The organism is Candidatus Vallotia laricis, from assembly GCF_020541325.1.
GTDB classification, from domain to species: Bacteria; Pseudomonadota; Gammaproteobacteria; order Burkholderiales; family Burkholderiaceae; genus Mycetohabitans; species Mycetohabitans laricis.
This window is the reverse complement of sequence record NZ_CP047399.1, coordinates 46,476-65,408: the sequence shown is the minus strand read 5'-3', so window position 1 is coordinate 65,408 and position 18,933 is coordinate 46,476. Positions and strand designations below refer to the sequence as shown.

Below are 18,933 nucleotides of genomic sequence, written 5' to 3'. Positions count from 1 at the left end.
ATCTGCTATGGCAGCAATAGCCGCCATTACTGCAGTTCTTAAATCCCGTGATCTTATTTGATAATTTTAGCAACAACACCGGCACCAACAGTATGTCCACCCTCGCGGATCGCAAAGCGTAGACCCTCTTCCATCGCGATTGGCGAAATTAACTTGACTGTGATAGATACGTTATCACCTGGCATGACCATTTCTTTGTCGGTAGGCAACTCAATGGAACCCGTTACATCTGTTGTACGAAAATAGAACTGGGGCCTATAGTTATTAAAAAACGGTGTATGTCTCCCACCCTCATCTTTACTTAGCACATACACTTCTGCCGTGAATTGTGTATGTGGAGTAATTGTTCCGGGCTTAGCAAGTACTTGGCCACGCTCTACATCTTCACGTTTAGTGCCTCGTAGTAAGATACCTACGTTGTCACCTGCCTGACCTTGGTCTAGCAGCTTTCGGAACATCTCTACGCCCGTGCATGTTGTCTTCACCGTGTTACGGATACCTACAATCTCTATTTCTTCACCGACCTTGATCACCCCGCGCTCTACGCGCCCTGTGACTACTGTGCCCCGACCAGAAATTGAGAAAACATCTTCCACTGGCATAAGAAACGTACCATCAATCGCGCGCTCAGGTGTTGGAATATATGTGTCTAGCGCGTCAGCTAGACACATCATTGCTACCTCACCTAACTCCCCTTTATCCCCTTCTAGCGCTAGTTTTGCCGAACCTTTTATAATTGGCGTGTTATCGCCAGGGAACTCATACTTAGATAGTAGCTCGCGAACCTCCATCTCTACCAGCTCAAGAAGCTCCGCATCGTCTACCATATCGCACTTGTTGAGGAAAACAATGATATACGGTACACCTACTTGACGTGCTAGTAGAATATGCTCACGCGTTTGCGGCATCGGGCCGTCTGCAGCCGACACAACCAGGATCGCACCGTCCATTTGCGCTGCGCCTGTTATCATATTCTTTACGTAGTCTGCATGACCCGGACAGTCCACGTGTGCGTAGTGACGCTGTTCTGTCTCGTACTCGATATGCGCTGTGTTAATCGTGATACCACGGGCTTTTTCTTCTGGTGCTGCATCAATCTCATCGTACTTCTTCGCTTCTCCACCAAATTTCGACGAGAGCACTGTCGCAAGCGCTGCCGTCAGCGTAGTCTTTCCGTGGTCAACATGACCGATCGTACCTACGTTCACGTGCGGCTTGGTTCGTCTAAACTTGCCTTTGGCCATTTTTAGCTCCTAACAGGGATTTGATCTGTTGCTTCGCGCGCAAACGTATTACTGAGACTTACTGGTCTACTGGTGCCCATGGGCAGGATTGAACTGCCGACCTCTCCCTTACCAAGGGAGTGCTCTACCACTGAGCCACATGGGCAAACACTTAAACATTGGAGCGGGCGAAGGGAATCGAACCCTCGTCATAAGCTTGGAAGGCTTCTGCTTTACCATTAAGCTACACCCGCAATATAGTTTTGTCTCATACCGCTACCGCAAAATTTTGGTGGAGGAGGTTGGATTCGAACCAACGTAGGCGTGAGCCAACAGATTTACAGTCTGCCCCCTTTAACCACTCGGGCACCCCTCCTAGCCTAAGATGTGCATTGTCAGCTAATTGGATGCAAGTGTCAACCTCCCCTACTCGCCCGCTTACTTATAGCGCATTTTAGTTTTTCTATGGCCTAACATACGGGCTAGCCTGCCTATCTTGTATAGGCTATTTGGAGTATGCAACCTGCATGCAACCTTATGAGATACTTACTTCCAGTATCCATCCAATTTTCAGGAGATTTAAAACACGACGCCCGCTTCATTATTTAAAGCGGGCGTCGTGTTTTAAAAAGAAGAGCCTGACAATTACCTACTTTCACACGGGCAATCCGCACTATCATCGGCGTGGAGTCGTTTCACGGTCCTGTTCGGGATGGGTAGGGGTGGGGCCAACTTACTATAGTCATCAGGCAAAAAACTGTTGTTACGCTATAGCGCGTAACTAGTCTGGGGTAAAAGCAGTTAGTAGATAATAGCACAACATCAAAACGGACCAGTTATAGGATCAAGCCTTACGGGCAATTAGTATCGGTTAGCTTAACGCATTACTGCGCTTACACATCCGACCTATCAACGTCCTAGTCTTGAACGACCCTTCAAGGGGATCAAGTCCCCGGGGAAGTCTCATCTTGAGGCAAGTTTCCCGCTTAGATGCTTTCAGCGGTTATCTCTCCCGAACATAGCTACCCGGCGATGCCACGGGCGTGACAACCGGTACACCAGAGGTTCGTCCACTCCGGTCCTCTCGTACTAGGAGCAGCCCCTCTCAAACTTCCAACGCCCACGGCAGATAGGGACCAAACTGTCTCACGACGTTTTAAACCCAGCTCACGTACCTCTTTAAATGGCGAACAGCCATACCCTTGGGACCGGCTACAGCCCCAGGATGAGATGAGCCGACATCGAGGTGCCAAACACCGCCGTCGATATGAACTCTTGGGCGGTATTAGCCTGTTATCCCCAGAGTACCTTTTATCCGTTGAGCGATGGCCCTTCCATACAGAACCACCGGATCACTATGACCTGCTTTCGCACCTGCTTGACTTGTCGGTCTCGCAGTTAAGCACGCTTATGCCATTGCACTATCAGCACGATTTCCGACCGTACTTAGCGTACCTTCGTACTCCTCCGTTACACTTTGGGAGGAGACCGCCCCAGTCAAACTGCCTACCATGCACGGTTCCCGAACCCGCTTCAGGGTCCTAGGTTAGAACCTCAAACAAACCAGGGTGGTATTTCAAGGACAGCTCCATGCGAACTAGCGTTCACACTTCAAAGCCTCCCACCTATCCTACACAGATTTGTTCAAAGTCCAATGCAAAGCTACAGTAAAGGTTCATGGGGTCTTTCCGTCTAGCCGCGGGTAGATTGCATCATCACAAACACTTCAACTTCGCTGAGTCTCGGGAGGAGACAGTGTGGCCATCGTTACGCCATTCGTGCAGGTCGGAACTTACCCGACAAGGAATTTCGCTACCTTAGGACCGTTATAGTTACGGCCGCCGTTTACCGGGACTTCAATCAAGAGCTCGCACCCCATCATTTAATCTTCCGGCACCGGGCAGGCGTCACACCCTATACGTCCACTTTCGTGTTTGCAGAGTGCTGTGTTTTTATTAAACAGTCGCAGCCACCAGTTTATTGCAACCCTTTGACCCTGCTGGCGCTAGCCAGTTAGGCTAATAGGGCGTACCTTATCCCGAAGTTACGGTACCAATTTGCCGAGTTCCTTCTCCCGAGTTCTCTCAAGCGCCTTAGAATACTCATCCCGCCCACCTGTGTCGGTTTGCGGTACGGTCTTGTTAGACTGAAGCTTAGAGGCTTTTCTTGGGACCACTTCTAATTGCTTTGCAGCTTAAAACTGCTCGCCCCACACCCTTGAATTATGTACCCGGATTTGCCAGAGCACCTTCTTTAATGTAGGGACCGGGACTTCCGACACCCGGACAACCTTCCGCGATCCGTCCCCCCATCGCATCTAACAATGGTGCAGGAATATTAACCTGCTTTCCATCAGCTACGCATTTCTGCCTCGCCTTAGGGACCGACTCACCCTACGCCGATGAACGTTGCGTAGGAAACCTTGGGCTTACGGCGAGGAGGCTTTTCACCTCCTTTATCGCTACTCATGTCAGCATTCGCACTTCCGATACCTCCAGCACACTTTTCAGTGTACCTTCGCAGGCTTACGGAACGCTCTCCTACCATACGCACTTACGCACGTATTCGCAGCTTCGGTAATTAGCTTAGCCCCGTTACATCTTCCGCGCAGGACGACTCGATCAGTGAGCTATTACGCTTTCTTTAAAGGATGGCTGCTTCTAAGCCAACCTCCTGACTGTTTTTGCCTTCCCACTTCGTTTCCCACTTAGCTAATTTTAGGGACCTTAGCTGGCGATCTGGGTTGTTTCCCTTTTGACGTCGGACGTTAGCACCCGGCGTCTGTCTCCCGTGATTACACTCTTCGGTATTCGGAGTTTGCTATGACGAAGTAATCCGCAATGGACCCCTCAACCATGACAGTGCTCTACCCCCAAAGGTGATACACGAGGCACTACCTAAATAGTTTTCGGAGAGAACCAGCTATTTCCAAGTTTGTTTGGCCTTTCACCCCTATCCACAGCTCATCCCCTAACTTTTCAACGTTAGTGGGTTCGGTCCTTCAGTGCGTGTTACCGCACCTTCAACCTGGCCATGGATAGATCACTTGGTTTCGGGTCTACGCCCAACAACTTATTGCCCTATTCGGACTCGCTTTCGCTACGCCTCCCCTATCGGTTAAGCTTGCTATTGAACGTAAGTCGCTGACCCATTATACAAAAGGTACGCCGTCACCCTTTACAAGGCTCCGACTGTTTGTATGCATGTGGTTTCAGGATCTATTTCACTCCCCTCTCGGGGTTCTTTTCACCTTTCCCTCACGGTACTAGTTCACTATCGGTCGATCACGAGTATTTAGCCTTGGAGGATGGTCCCCCCATCTTCAGACAAGATTTCACGTGTCCCGTCTTACTTATCGTACCCTTAGTTCCACACTTTAGTTTTTACTTACAAGGCTATCACTTACTGCGGCCGCTTTTTCCAAAGCGTTCAGTTAACTAGAGAGTTACATGGTACAGGCTGATCCCATTTCGCTCGCCACTACTCTGGGAATCTCGGTTGATTTTTTTTCCTACGGCTACTTAGATGTTTCAGTTCGCCGCGTTCGCTTCACATGATCTATAGATTCAATCACGGATGACCTATGTAGGTCGGGTTACCCCATTCAGACATCTGCGGATTATAGCTTGTTTACCAGCTCCCCGCAGCTTTTCGCAGGCTACTACGTCTTTCTTCGCTTGTGATCGCCAAGGCATCCACCACATGCACTTACTTGCTTGATCCTATAACAAGTCCGTTTTGCAACGAGCAAGTTATGGGTGAGCTTTGTGCTGTGCCATACTTTTTGAGTATTTTGAGTTACTCAAGAAAATAAATTCTCTACCCATCTATTTTTGCATCCATCTCAAGATGCTCTAATAGATATACTGCTTTTTCCAGATTTTTAAAGAACGTTACAGCTAACAAAAAATTCTTGATACACAGATTTAATTACTAATACTCAAACTTGAATACTTGCAATTAAACAGTGGTGGAGGCAGACGGAATCGAACCGACGACCCCCTGCGTGCAAAGCAGGTGCTCTCCCAGCTGAGCTATGCCCCCAAGCTTCTTGGGTTTGATATTTATTTGCTAGACACGCATGGTGGGTCCGGTTGGATTTGAACCAACGACCCCCGCCTTATCAAGACGGTGCTCTAACCGACTGAGCTACAGACCCTTTGTCTGTCCCCCGTGACTTTACAGCCGATAAGTGTGGGTACTTGCAGATAGACATTTTCTCTAGAAAGGAGGTGATCCAGCCGCACCTTCCGATACGGCTACCTTGTTACGACTTCACCCCAGTCATGAATCCTACCGTGGTAACCGTCTTCCTTGCGGTTAGACTAGCCACTTCTGGTAAAACCCACTCCCATGGTGTGACGGGCGGTGTGTACAAGACCCGGGAACGTATTCACCGCGACATGCTGATCCGCGATTACTAGCGATTCCAGCTTCATGCAGTCGAGTTGCAGACTACAATCCGGACTACGATCGGTTTTCTGGGATTAGCTCCCCCTCGCGGGTTGGCAACCCTCTGTTCCGACCATTGTATGACGTGTGAAGCCCTACCCATAAGGGCCATGAGGACTTGACGTCATCCCCACCTTCCTCCGGCTTGTCACCGGCAGTTTCCTTAGAGTGCTCTTGCGTAGCAACTAGGGACAAGGGTTGCGCTCGTTGCGGGACTTAACCCAACATCTCACGACACGAGCTGACGACAGCCATGCAGCACCTGTGCGCCGATTCTCTTTCAAGCACCTCTACTTCTCAGTAGAGTTTCGACCATGTCAAGGGTAGGTAAGGTTTTTCGCGTTGCATCGAATTAATCCACATCATCCACCGCTTGTGCGGGTCCCCGTCAATTCCTTTGAGTTTTAATCTTGCGACCGTACTCCCCAGGCGGTCAACTTCACGCGTTAGCTACGTTACTAAGGAAATAAATCCCCAACAACTAGTTGACATTGTTTAGGGCGTGGACTACCAGGGTATCTAATCCTGTTTGCTCCCCACGCTTTCGTGCATGAGCGTCAGTATTGACCCAGGAGGCTGCCTTCGCCATTGGTATTCCTCCACATCTCTACGCATTTCACTGCTACACGTGGAATTCTACCTCCCTCTGCCATACTCTAGACTGCCAGTCACCTATGCAGTTCCCGGGTTAAGCCCGGGGATTTCACATTGGTCTTAGCAAACCACCTGCGCACGCTTTACGCCCAGTAATTCCGATTAACGCTCGCACCCTACGTATTACCGCGGCTGCTGGCACGTAGTTAGCCGGTGCTTATTCTTCCGGTACCGTCATCCAATTTAGGTATTAACTAAATTGCTTTCTTTCCGGACAAAAGTGCTTTACAACCCGAGGGCCTTCTTCACACACGCGGCATTGCTGGATCAGGGTTTCCCCCATTGTCCAAAATTCCCCACTGCTGCCTCCCGTAGGAGTCTGGGCCGTGTCTCAGTCCCAGTGTGGCTGACCGTCCTCTCAGACCAGCTACAGATCGTCGCCTTGGTAAGCCTTTACCCTACCAACTAGCTAATCTGCCATCGGCCGCTCTTTGAGCGCGAGGCCCGAAGGTCCCCCGCTTTTCTCTTGAGAGTGTATGCGGTATTAATTCGGCTTTCGCCGGGCTATCCCCCACTCTAAGACACGTTCCGATGTATTACTCACCCGTTCGCCACTCGCCGCCAGGCCGAAGCCCGCGTTGCCGTTCGACTTGCATGTGTAAGGCATGCCGCCAGCGTTTAATCTGAGCCAGGATCAAACTCTTTAGTTTAAACCTGTTACTTATTTAAGCTTTTTAAGCTTTGTCGCTCAACCCAAAACATTGACAAGTTTTTTAAAACTTGTTTTTTATTTTGCATGAGACTTGATGATTTTCTTTGATTTTCTACACCCAGTGTAGAACATAGGGTGTAGCTAGTCTAGCCATCAAGTACCCACACTTATCGGCTGTTACTTTTTTAAAGAACGTTGTACTGAGCTTACTTTAGCTCAGTTATTTGAGCTAAAGTACTCTCGACACTTTGCCATAGTATTAGCAAAGAACTAACATTCTCAATGTAATGCTGCGAAACGTCAAGAGCTTTCTTAAAAACTTTCTTAAAAATCTTATTAGGCTCTTTGGGGCATAATTATTTATTATCTTCCTGTATAACGCTATTTATATCACAAATTTAGTGACTTACTATCTTTAATTAATCCCAAAATTAGAGTCGATACTCTCTTTTTCTGAGTCTTCGGTAAAAAATAGTTGATGCCAATTGATAATCATTTTATTTAAGTTTCTTATTGTACTACTTTTGTATTTTTGCGGCTGTAAGAGAATGATTAATCTCCAGAATCTGGACTAACAACTACAGATTATTATGCTCTCAAAAATTTTATCTATCTTGATTCAATCGCTTATGCAGCTTTGGTTTTAAGATTCCTCGAAAACTTAGAGGCTATCATTAATTTCTATCTATTAGAGTATGCGAATGTGCTATACATCGCACCGTCGATAGCTAATATTTCTATAGATGCTTATATATTGACGTTTAGATAAAAGTTATTTCTATCGATTGATTAATTAAACTGCCGTAAGCTGCGCCGGATCGTCAAACAAGATATCACTGAATGGTCATAGCTAAGACATACCTAGTAAATTCACATTTGGTGACGGACCTTGCGGGAAGTGCGCTGAATAGACCTTTAGCAAAAGCACACTTACCACCTCGAACACCATAGATGAGTCACTAGAATTGCTGGAATAATAAAGATCGAATAAACCTAGTATATTTTTTGTATATTTCTTATATGTAAGGACATAATATTGGTAATACCACCCGCCCTATCTTAAAAATTTGGCTTCTTATACAAGAAACTGTGGTGCATTGACGATGATTAAAGCTATGAATTAACTAGTTAGTACGATTTCTCTAGGTAAAAAATCTTTGATAAAACTATTTATATATACGATCGTTCAGTTCTACTGAACACCCTCATAGCACTGCAGTAGGTCTTTTGAAATATAATGATGAAATCATCAAAACTTTACAGAATTATACAAACTAATCATAATCTGAGATTGAAATGAAAGAAGACTCTTTACTACTAAGCCCGGAATAGAAGGTAGCTGATTACACCGGAACAGTGCCGCAGAAACTATAGTTTTTTTGCTCGATCGAATAATCGATACGCTATTCTGCACGTCATCACTAGTCCAGTGTGCTCCCACAAATAAAATATATTATATGTACCGTACGAATAATCCTTATCATTGATAAGATCTGCATCTCCTATAATGCTATTAATACTTGGGCTTTTATATATTACTAGCTAATACACATAGATTCTGCAGCACAGTCTCTAACGAGAGTGCTTATCCAAAACAGGAAGATTTATTATCTATATACTAGATATGTTAGTATCAAATATAAAGCAAGGCTAAGTTTTTGATGTCACGCTGATCAAAAGACTTCCAATAGAGAAAGAGCGCAACCATTATAACTAAACGCAAATAAACTTGTAAAAGCTAGCGACCAGCTAGTTATCATCACCCACCCTATAAATAAGTTCGCAAAATCACATGAGAATGACACCTAAGTGTCACTTTAGTTATTCAATACTGAAGCAGCGCATCAATATTGAATGGTATTAGCAGCAACCATCCAGCTACACACATATCCGGCTGGCTAGTTGCCAATCAGTGCGCTGCAGACTGTTTTAGCCGGTCTAGGCGTATGCGCGCTCGATTTTAACTACTACACCAATAAGAAAACTCCTTATACTAGAGTCTATACGTCATTAAACTATGTTGTATACATTCCGATGATCAAGAAAGGGCAGTGAGTGACCTTACCGTCCAGATCTCGAAAGATAGCTTCGTGTTTAATTAACCAATACGATGGCATTGTAGTTCTATCAACCGACTACTGTTTGCTCTAGACATCGCCATTCTATTGCGCTGCTGCGCAATTCTTTAACTGAATTTTCTCTAGAGTCAGGGCTTATAATCACATAATCCGGCACGAGAAAGTTTTAAATTTAGTTATTAATAATATTCTTTCAATGACTATCTGAGCGTATCAATAGAGGGAGAGTCTAGACCGCGGACACACTCCGTAAACTCAACTGAGTAATTTGTGCGTCAAATGTCTCGCACCTCACTCATCTAAAGAGCTCATACGGGGGGGGGCTCAGTGAAATAATGCCCGCTATGAGTTACAAGCTTCGGCGCAGTGTTTACATATGTTATCTTACTTCAGTAATTCTCCAAGTCAATAGCCTGGTCAATACGAGCTCCTCGTTAATAACCTTAAGCTGGTCTGCATAGGTGTCCTATATATCTAACCGTCCATATCGGTCAAGCCCTGCGATGTGGAACGCGTAGTGCATGCCGTTAGCAGATCTGTCCTATATAGTCAGCTCGGATTTCTATCTATATATTCAATTAGGATATCAAGTCTGAAGAGAAAACATAGCCTCTCGAGCGTATCGAGAGCGTCTAGAATAGCGATTTCTAGCACGTATATTGCTCTATGCATATACTTCTAATATAGCCGCGTTTTCATAGTCGTCATTTATATTTTTATATAGCGACCAATGATCTGACACGAATATATCTTTATAGACAGCTTAAATATTGCGGATATATCTTCTAGGAATCGCAGCTTGCTACCAGGCAAGTTTGTGAGACGTTAGGCGGCACTTGAGCTCACACAAGTCATATTTAACATACTGATCTGTAGCTATCAGCTACTATCGACTGAAGTCTGAAAAACGCATAGAATCACTTGATTCTAATGCAAACAAGATGTTACGGTGATACATTGGACATATAGTATGAAACTACCTGGTTACTATCCTAACTTCATAATCCGATCGTATATTTAAGGTATACATGCCCAGGTCACATTTCGAATGCTTGCTATCGCATATGACAATAAAATCCTTATTTACATAAAAATTCCGTAATTTTTAATTACTAACTATTACTAACTTGTCCAGACAATTCCAGACAACGACTGGTATGTTATCGACATTAACTACTTTGCTTAGAAAGGTATAGATTTACGCATTATATAGCTCAGCATTAATTTTTATGTACGATTCAAGAATAATTGGTTGACTGGTTAATCTAATTGGATAGCGATTATTGCGGGATGACCAAGAGCTTGCCGGGATTTTAATTTCAATAATGGGTAAGAGTTCTGTTCTTTTATTATTTCTCTATAATGTGACGTATATAACCATATAGAATTAGATATAGTTGCAAAAAGATTTTTAATCTATCAACCATTGCTCAACAACTAGCCGGTTCGCATAGTAACTCAAAGCATAGTCAAGAAAAATAGTATCCTAATAATTTATAACCGTGAGTTATACGAAAGGTATGATTCTACATAGCCCACCTATATTTTAAGGAATTTCGATGATAGATATCGATCGTCAAACAATCTCCGACGCTACCTCTAGGATTCTGCTAGAGGTACGGGCTATTTACTTCAACGCCGAAAAACCGTATATCTTCACATCCGGATGGGCTAGCCCAGTCTATGTCGATTGCCGGAAACTCATCTCTTATCCACGAGTACGCAATGCATTAATGGACATGGCCGAATCGGTTATTTATACCCACATTGGATTCGAAAAAATTACTTCTGTAGCAGGTGGAGAAACTGCCGGAATCCCATTTGCTGCATGGATTGCCGATCGCATGGGCTTGCCGATGCAATATATTCGTAAGAAGCCAAAAGGTTTCGGCCGTAATGCACAAATTGAGGGGGTTTTGCAGGAAGGTTCGCAAGTTTTACTGGTCGAGGATCTAACAACTGATAGCCGAAGCAAGATTAACTTCATCAATGCACTACGCACCGCCGGCGCGAGTGTTGAGCACTGTTTTATACTATTCCACTACAATATTTTCAGAGAAAATATGTCGGCTCTTCAAGATATCGGTGTCGATCTACATGCATTAGCGACGTGGTGGGACCTGCTACGCGTAGCTAGAGATAAAAAATATTTTGACGCGAGAACACTAGATGAGATCGAGAAGTTCCTCCACGCCCCCGCCCAGTGGTCAGCGGAACATGGTGGCGTGATATCTGCGTCACAAGAGTGAGTAGAATCTATCGAAACTGGAAAACCTTCAGCCGTAATGGCTAGAATCTGCGGCTAGCATGTGAGAGTAGCAGATACTATCTAGTCCTATTCTATCTAGCCAATACTAAACGCATGTTTACATTTTGTTCTCACCCTATGCTTAGAATATCTACCGCTTGAACAGCCTATCAGAAGATTGCCCATAACACCCCCATGACTAACCTGAGTTAGCGCGTAGCACGAATCTCAACTACAACTAGAATATGCTACACACAATCTATAATAGAGATATAGATAGTAGAATAAATTATTCTACGGACTTTTTGGTATCTAATACTGCTGACCCGATTCTTGCGGTAGACGACGTACGCCATGCATTCAATCCCCGGCGTCTAAGGCTCTTTAGGAAAGTGTCTTATTTTGGCTTAATAGAACTCTACGTACCTAGACTGCCGCTAATCTTCAGGACCGCCTAACCACCGCTACGAATTAGCATAGCGCCCTCCCCAATAGAAATAGATTTCTCTTTAAAATCGCCGCATCTCTGTCGTACTTATATAAAGTATTTTTGGTGTCATTGTACGAAGTAGGCATGTATTGAAAATAAAAGTTTTTGTCGATAAACAGAATGATACAACTGGGCTAAACACTTCAATATCGAGCAAACGGCGCGATATTGAAGTGTTACGCGTTGATGAGGATAAGAGCAAAATTCTAATAAGTGATGGCAACTGATTAATGCTTCTGACGTTATCCTCTATTCCTACTAAATACTACCTCGCGCGCATCCGTATCGCTAGTTAAATTGACCATGTGTTTACGACCTAGCATGGCGTCCCGAGCGCAACAAGATAGGTCTACAGTTTACCCAAGCTAAACTGTAGACAGCGGAAGAAAATACATTGAGAAAGCCCATTGCAGTACTCAGACGCCATGCGTTAGCGTTCATTTTAGAAATGCATCCACTATCTCCGCAGATATTGAGCCGCCAGTTCGTCGAGACAAACTATTCGATTACTAGATGCAGTAGTGGCGGCAAAAATTAATCCTGCCGCATGAGAATTACTCTACCCATGCATTATTAAGTCCACTCCTTTGCACTTAGGCAGATATACAACACTTTCCAGAAATGAGGATCTATTCCGGGCTAATGCTAATGCTAGAGCTGATTGTCAATGCGCGTTATAAGGAGATAGTGGTTATAACCTACCCCCCAGGGGAAATTAAGATAGCAGGTAACCTAACTGATATTCATACCGTGCTGCCAACTACTATACCGGTGAAACGTTTGTTCGAGTTATGTCATTCGGTTCTCAAGAAAATCTAGACGATAAATTTTTCGATGCACAAGCTAATATGATATCAATCGAGTTGACTTTTTGTCTTTTGGAATGCAGAGAAAATTATAGCGATTTCGCAACTTGACAGCCAAAGAAAAGCTGCATCAGATGGAGTTTTGCTGTGTATGAACCTTATGATCGGTGTAGATGATTTCGTATGAGGCTTCTATAACAAACATCTTTTCCTATGCACCATAACATACCAACTAGTTAACTATATTAATAGTTTCAAACTCTGATTTCTACGACATTTATAACGCTAAATCCGACTTTATGCACTATCGTCTTGAAATTCATGCTAGCGGCAATATAAGTAATCTTTGGTATTATAAAGATATAGATCAATATCTAATTTCCAAAAACGTGAGTATTTACCTGTTTTTTGTCCGAGTGACATATATCTGAAGATAATACCACCACTAAGGGAAAATCCGAGGATAAATACACTCTTATTATAAGAAAAAGATAATCTAAGGCCAGCACTAAGTGGCCGTATAATAAGTGCGGCAGTTTTATATCGACTACGTTACTCAAAAAAAACCCGCCAAGCGGCGGGCTAAATTTGAATTTGTATGAGGAAGAACATAACCAGTCTAGCGCCTACCTCCTAAAAATGCAAGCTTATATTAAATCTCAAACAAGTTAGATAAAAGCCAGCGTCTAATTACTTTGATTAAACGCTAGTGCTTGGGTACAGTATACGCTGCTAATTCCAGGATATTTGTGCTTAATTATTTTAAATAAGGATGCTGAATAATAAGATGAGTCGCCCGATTGTTAATTTACCGGTGTCAATACAAATTCCCTGTGTTTATTAAAAACTCGAGGCATATCATCAAACTTTCCCTTCCATCCTACCTACTAGGTATAGCAGTATTCTTTATTTTAAAGATAGATACATATCGCTCGTGCTAGACATCGCAATATTTATTGCATGCATAAGTTATACTATAAAGTTTCCCAACTAACTTTTACTTTTGCCATCTAGCAAGATGCGTGTATAGCTATTTGAGCTGATTTAGTTTGTTATCTACTGCACGATACATAACTTTTAACCTAAAAAACTAAAAAACAGACGACTAATAATCTATAGTTGCTGTATTTCGGAACGCTCAACTATATAGTTAAGATCTGCTGTATCAAATATTATATAAAAAGTTTACAAAAAATCTAAAAACGCTAAATTTAAAAGATTAACAATTACCGTTATTACGATTTCACTATTGAATACCATCAGTTATACAGTACTCAGCATTTGTGAGGTGGTTAATTATCTACCAGCACTATAAAATTCCGAATCACCCTGCTGCACGTATGTCGGAACAGTTCCACGTGCTCTGGCATGGAAGATCAATCCAAGCAATGCACTTTATATTTATTCTGCACCTTTGTAGATTGGACACGCTGTATTTATAGCACATGATCGATCGATCTAGCCTGTAAGCTACTTCAGGCTATTATCCGCTTAACCTGAGAAGTGCAACACCTTGCGCACAATCTGCAAATCCACCGAATTGCAACATATAATAACCTTATAGATTATCATCTCGCATCGAAATATTTAATAACGCGTTTAAAAATATCTAATCTATTATTCTACCGTCACTGACTTAGCTAGATTACGAGGCTTGTCTACGTCGGTACCGCGTGCACAGGCAGTATGATATGCAAGCAATTGCAATGGAACTACATGCAAAATCGGCGATAACAGCCCATAATGCTCGGGCATCCGGATCACATGTAAGCCTTCATCGTTAACAATTCGCGTATCTGCATCAGCAAATACATAGAGCTGGCCACCTCGTGCGCGAACTTCCTGAATATTAGCCTTTAGTTTTTCCAGCAAAATATCATTAGGAGCAACGGTAACTACCGGCATTGCTTTGGTCACTAACGCGAGTGGTCCATGCTTGAGTTCGCCAGCTGGATATGCCTCAGCATGAATATATGAGGTTTCTTTTAATTTTAATGCGCCCTCTAGTGCAATTGGATAATGCATGCCCCTTCCAAGAAACAATGCATTTTCTTTGTGTGAAAATGCTTTGGCCCATGCAATGATCTGAGGCTCAAGCGCAAGCACGCTGTTGAGTGCGGCCGGAAGGTGTCGCAATTGTTTTAGATACTGCGTTTGAAGACCAGCATCAGTATTACTGCGCAACCATTTTAGCGTTACCGTAAGAACGAACAGAGCGACGAGCTGCGTTGTAAATGACTTTGTTGAAGCCACGCCAATTTCGGTACCCGCGTGCGTTAGAAAGCGCAGTGTGGTGAGTCGTACTATCGTGCTGCTTTCCACATTGCAAATCGCCATCGTATTCGAATGTCCAAGCGCATGCGCATGCTTCAGTCCAGCGAGGGTATCCGCTGTCTCACCAGACTGAGAGATGACTACAACTAATGATCGATGGTTTGGTACGGAGTCACGATAGCGATACTCGCTGGCGATCTCAACTTGAGTAGGAATTTTAGCGATTGATTCAAGCCAGTATTTCGCTGTCAGGCCGGAGTAATAGCTAGTGCCGCACGCAAGAATTAAGAGGCTATCGGTTTCCTTAAACACATCACTAGCGCCAGTTCCGAATAGTTCAGGATCAAATGCGTCGATATGCGCAATCGTATCTGCAATAGCCTGCGGCTGCTCAAATATCTCCTTCTTCATGAAGTGTCGGTAGGGCCCGAGTTCCACTGCATCACTATAAGTGTTGACGGTATGCACCAGCCGCTGTACAAGCTCTCCATTACGGCTTGCGATCCGAACGCTATCGAGCGTCAATTCGACCACATCGCCTTCTTTAAGGAAAATAAAACGATTAGTACTGCCTGCTAGGGCTAGCGTATCTGAGGCTAGAAAATGCTCGTGCTCTCCCAACCCCACTACCAGTGGTGAGCCACCACGTGCACAGCATAGTCGATGCGGTTGGTTCTTTGAAAAAACTGCAATTGCGTAGGCCCCATGAAGAAGCTTCACTGCTTCTCGTACAGCCGAAAATAGGTCATCACGATAAACGCTATAGATTAGATGGGCAATAACCTCGCTATCAGTCTGTGTGACAAACTTATAACCACTCGCTCGTAGGCTTTTACGAAGAGCCGCATAGTTTTCGATAATCCCATTGTGCACTAGCGCAATCATATTATGCGAGAAAATCGGATGCGCGTTATGCGTAACTGGTGCCCCATGCGTCGCCCATCGCGTATGCGCGATACCTGTTTCACCAAGAAGTTTTGTGTCGCGAATCTGTCGTTCGAGGTCCGCTACGCGTAATACGCTACGAGCACACCGGGCAACGCCATTGCCGTCGATAGCGGCTACACCACACGAATCGTATCCGCGGTATTCCAGGCGTCGCAACCCTTCGACAAGAACCGGGACAATATTACGTTTCGCTACCGCGCCAACAATGCCACACATGATATGTATCCGTCAAAATAGTGGTTACCAGATTCTACCAGCTTATCTAAGAGTATCTGTTTAAGCTTTTTTCTTGGCTGGGCGTACATACTCCAGCTTTTCGACCTGCGTTTTTTCATTTAGTACCAGTGCCCTGGCAGGCACATCATGCCATACAGTCGTACCGGCTGCGAGTGTTGCTCCAGAACCCACGGTAACTGGTGCAATAAGTTGAGTATCAGATCCTATAAACACATCATCGCAGATAATGGTACGATGTTTGTTTACCCCATCATAGTTACAGGTGATTGTTCCGGCACCAATGTTTACGCGCGCCCCGATATCGGCATCGCCTATATAGCTCAAATGATTAGCTTTCGCGTAATGTCCCAGCACTGCGTTCTTAACCTCTACGAAGTTACCTACATGTGCGTTGCTAGACAGAATTGTCCCGGAACGTAGCCGCGCATATGGGCCTAATACAACATTCTTCCCTAGATGAGCACCGTCGACATACGTGAACGCGTTTACGCGTACACCTTCGCCGATTGTCGTCTCTCGGATAACGCAGTTTGGCTCAATACTGACATAGTTACCCAGTACAACGTGTCCTTCAAATACACAGTTGACATCGATCAGTACTTCAGACCCGCACTCTAGCGTACCACGCACGTCGATACGAGACGGATCAATCAATGTGACTCCTGCGTCTAGCAATCGCTGTGCCTCATTACGCTGGTAAACGCGCTCTAGATCAGCTAATTGACGCTTGTTATTTACGCCAATCGCCTCCCAGATATCATCTGGCTGTACACCCACAATCTCAATACCGTCATTAATTGCTTGCTCGACGACATCTGTTAAGTAAAATTCGCGCTGAATATTATCGTTTTTCAACGAGCTGAGCCAAGCCTCGAGTCGTCTGCTGGGCGAGATAACGATACCAGTATTAATCTCGCAAATTTCTCGTTGCCACGAATTAGCATCTTTTTGCTCTATTATATTAATAATGCGTCCGGCGGAATTCCGTATTATGCGACCATAACCGAAGGGATCATCTACCGTTACAGTAAGCACCCCATAATGTCCGTTAGCGGCTGCCTTAACCAGCCGACGTAGTGTTGAAGCTCGCGTGAGTGGAACATCGCCGTACAGCACTAGAGTAGGCAGTGCTAGGTCAATAAATGGAAGCGCTTGTTGAACTGCGTGACCGGTACCCAGTTGATCAGCTTGTAGAACAAATTTAATATCGGGTGCGTCGATAGCCTTGCATACGGCGTCGGCACCATGTCCGACTACTACAATGAGTGGACTTGTCGCTAGTGTACGAGCTGTAGCAATAACATGCGATAGCACTGGTCGTCCGGCTAGTGGTTGTAATACTTTCGGTCGCTCTGAGTGCATGCGTTTTCCTATGCCAGCCGCAAGAATGACAATATTCACCGCATCAATATCCGGGGATATCTCAAGGAGATAATTTTTTGTACCGGGCTTACTTTATTCTGTAGCGTAACCAACGAACAGATATATTGAAAATATAGCTTTCGACGAGTTGAATTACCCAAATCGGGAGATACCACTACTAGTATAGGTATGGTATATGGTTTATCGTTGAACTCACTATCGCCCATAGATCGTCCCGGCTTATAGTGTGTTATTTGAAAATAAAACGATACGTCAGGCGCGATCACATAATATCGTCTAAGCGGTTTAACATGTACTCCGATTCTTTGGGGTAATTGCATTCCCAAAGTTAGATCTCCATCTCATTAAGTCGCAGGTTCGTACTAGCTACTGCGTACATTTATGGAATAACCTAAAATTCACGGAACTATGCATACTCTCTACAGAGCATTCTTTTTTACAGAGGTACATAACCGAATCACGGTATGCTAGTTTTTATCGAATTACAGTCTAGGAAGAGTAACTCTCGAACCATCTACTGAGAGCATGCTAGTAAAATCGTTTGTAGAATATCGCCGCAGCAAAACCTCAATCTTGGTCACGCCAAACTTACTCACAACACTCTACTTTCATAGAGTACTTTGATAAAAATACTAGAGCATTAGCCCACCCTTCGGTAGAAATGATAATACTGTACGTATCTTAATTGTTGATATAGATTTCAATAAGAAATGTTACTACAGCACTACACTAGTGTAGTATACATCCTTCTTTTCTTCAGATATAAACTATTGTTTTGCTTCTTTACCTTGTTATATTGTTATAGGTGTTGTAGAGAGTGATCTCGTTAAGTCTATCGGTTTGCTTACTTAGACACTTGTTTTTTGATGATCTATTGCTGTGGGTTAAGGTTCTTAATACATTAATATTAAATCTCTTTGATACGGATAATTTCGACGCCTACTGACTTGCAATCAGGATAAACGTCAGGCTTCTCGGTTGACACTCGCACTGCTCTAACATTCTGGTGAGACAGCATAGCATTAGCTATCTCATCGCATAACGTTTCCTGCAAATTAACATGTCCTCGCAAGACGCGCTGTGCAATTGTCGAGCGCATAAAATCGTAGTCAACAACTTCGACTAGCTCATCGGCGAGAGGCGTTGATTTGACCAGCGGTATAAACAAATCGATATTAACAATGACACGCTGTTCAGCATGTCTCTCAAAATCATGCACGCCAATGTTAATGTAAATTTCGTAGTTGCGTAAGAATAAGCGTCGACAGTTTATAAGTCTCGGATGAGAAAGAGCGGAAAGCATAAGATGATCTAAATTAATCTAGTTAAAAGTGAAGCGGAGTTGTGCAACACGCTATGGCAATAGATGGGCGGGAATTACGCTCAAGCTACTATGCATATTACGAGAATATCGGCGGCATGAGATACTACTTACTATCGATTAGTAATGCCGCACTTGTTATGCATCTGTCAAGTTACACCGCATTA

The 18,933-nt window shown here is 44.1% G+C and carries 6 protein-coding genes, 5 tRNA genes and 3 rRNA genes; 2 read left to right on the top strand and 12 right to left on the bottom strand.

Annotated features, from left to right (window positions below):
• Positions 1-53 precede the first annotated feature (53 nt).
• From tuf to GKR41_RS00310, 9 genes are all read right to left on the bottom strand, one after another.
• Positions 54-1,244 carry an elongation factor Tu gene (tuf, locus tag GKR41_RS00350; protein WP_226809876.1) on the bottom strand — a complete coding sequence of 397 codons (1,191 nt, stop codon included), beginning with the start codon at positions 1,242-1,244 and terminating at the stop codon, positions 54-56.
• A gap of 70 nt (positions 1,245-1,314) precedes the next feature.
• A tRNA-Thr gene (locus GKR41_RS00345) sits at positions 1,315-1,389 on the bottom strand.
• 14 nt (positions 1,390-1,403) lie between these two features.
• A tRNA-Gly gene (locus GKR41_RS00340) sits at positions 1,404-1,477 on the bottom strand.
• Positions 1,478-1,513: 36 nt separating this feature from the next.
• Positions 1,514-1,599, bottom strand: a tRNA-Tyr gene (locus GKR41_RS00335).
• A 260-nt stretch (positions 1,600-1,859) separates the two neighbouring features.
• Positions 1,860-1,973: ribosomal RNA gene (gene rrf, locus GKR41_RS00330) — 5S ribosomal RNA — on the bottom strand.
• Between the two features lie 90 nt (positions 1,974-2,063).
• Positions 2,064-4,945: ribosomal RNA gene (locus GKR41_RS00325) — 23S ribosomal RNA — on the bottom strand.
• Positions 4,946-5,191: 246 nt separating this feature from the next.
• Positions 5,192-5,267: transfer RNA gene (locus GKR41_RS00320), tRNA-Ala, on the bottom strand.
• Positions 5,268-5,305: 38 nt separating this feature from the next.
• Positions 5,306-5,382 (bottom strand) — tRNA-Ile (locus tag GKR41_RS00315).
• A 66-nt stretch (positions 5,383-5,448) separates the two neighbouring features.
• Positions 5,449-6,979, bottom strand: a 16S ribosomal RNA gene (locus GKR41_RS00310).
• The 16S, 23S and 5S rRNA genes sit together here with 5 tRNA genes alongside, the layout of an rRNA operon.
• Positions 6,980-10,618: 3,639 nt before the next feature.
• Between GKR41_RS00310 and GKR41_RS00305 the strand changes: the two genes are divergently transcribed.
• Both GKR41_RS00305 and GKR41_RS00300 read left to right on the top strand, forming a co-directional pair.
• Positions 10,619-11,308 carry an orotate phosphoribosyltransferase gene (locus GKR41_RS00305; protein ID WP_226809875.1) on the top strand — a complete coding sequence of 230 codons (690 nt, stop codon included), beginning with the start codon at positions 10,619-10,621 and terminating at the stop codon, positions 11,306-11,308.
• 578 nt (positions 11,309-11,886) lie between these two features.
• Positions 11,887-12,024 carry a hypothetical protein gene (locus tag GKR41_RS00300; RefSeq protein ID WP_226809874.1) on the top strand — a complete coding sequence of 46 codons (138 nt, stop codon included), beginning with the start codon at positions 11,887-11,889 and terminating at the stop codon, positions 12,022-12,024.
• Positions 12,025-14,220: 2,196 nt separating this feature from the next.
• Here GKR41_RS00300 and glmS read toward each other — a convergent pair.
• From glmS to GKR41_RS00285, 3 genes are all read right to left on the bottom strand, one after another.
• A complete protein-coding gene (gene glmS, locus GKR41_RS00295) occupies positions 14,221-16,041 on the bottom strand; it encodes a glutamine--fructose-6-phosphate transaminase (isomerizing) (protein WP_226809873.1) in 1,821 nt (606 codons plus the stop codon).
• 60 nt (positions 16,042-16,101) lie between these two features.
• On the bottom strand, positions 16,102-17,463 hold the full coding sequence (gene glmU, locus GKR41_RS00290; protein ID WP_226809872.1) for a bifunctional UDP-N-acetylglucosamine diphosphorylase/glucosamine-1-phosphate N-acetyltransferase GlmU: 1,362 nt from the start codon (positions 17,461-17,463) through the stop codon (positions 16,102-16,104).
• An 889-nt stretch (positions 17,464-18,352) separates the two neighbouring features.
• Positions 18,353-18,748 carry a dihydroneopterin aldolase gene (locus GKR41_RS00285; protein WP_226809871.1) on the bottom strand — a complete coding sequence of 132 codons (396 nt, stop codon included), beginning with the start codon at positions 18,746-18,748 and terminating at the stop codon, positions 18,353-18,355.
• Between the last annotated feature and the right edge of the window lie 185 nt (positions 18,749-18,933).

Coding starts and splice junctions, on each gene's coding strand:
- GKR41_RS00305 (WP_226809875.1), top strand. CDS start 10,619: ATGATAGATATCGATCGTCAAACAATCTCCGACGCTACCTCTAGGATT.
- GKR41_RS00285 (WP_226809871.1), bottom strand. CDS start 18,748: ATGCTTTCCGCTCTTTCTCATCCGAGACTTATAAACTGTCGACGCTTA.
- tuf (WP_226809876.1), bottom strand. CDS start 1,244: ATGGCCAAAGGCAAGTTTAGACGAACCAAGCCGCACGTGAACGTAGGT.
- glmS (WP_226809873.1), bottom strand. CDS start 16,041: ATGTGTGGCATTGTTGGCGCGGTAGCGAAACGTAATATTGTCCCGGTT.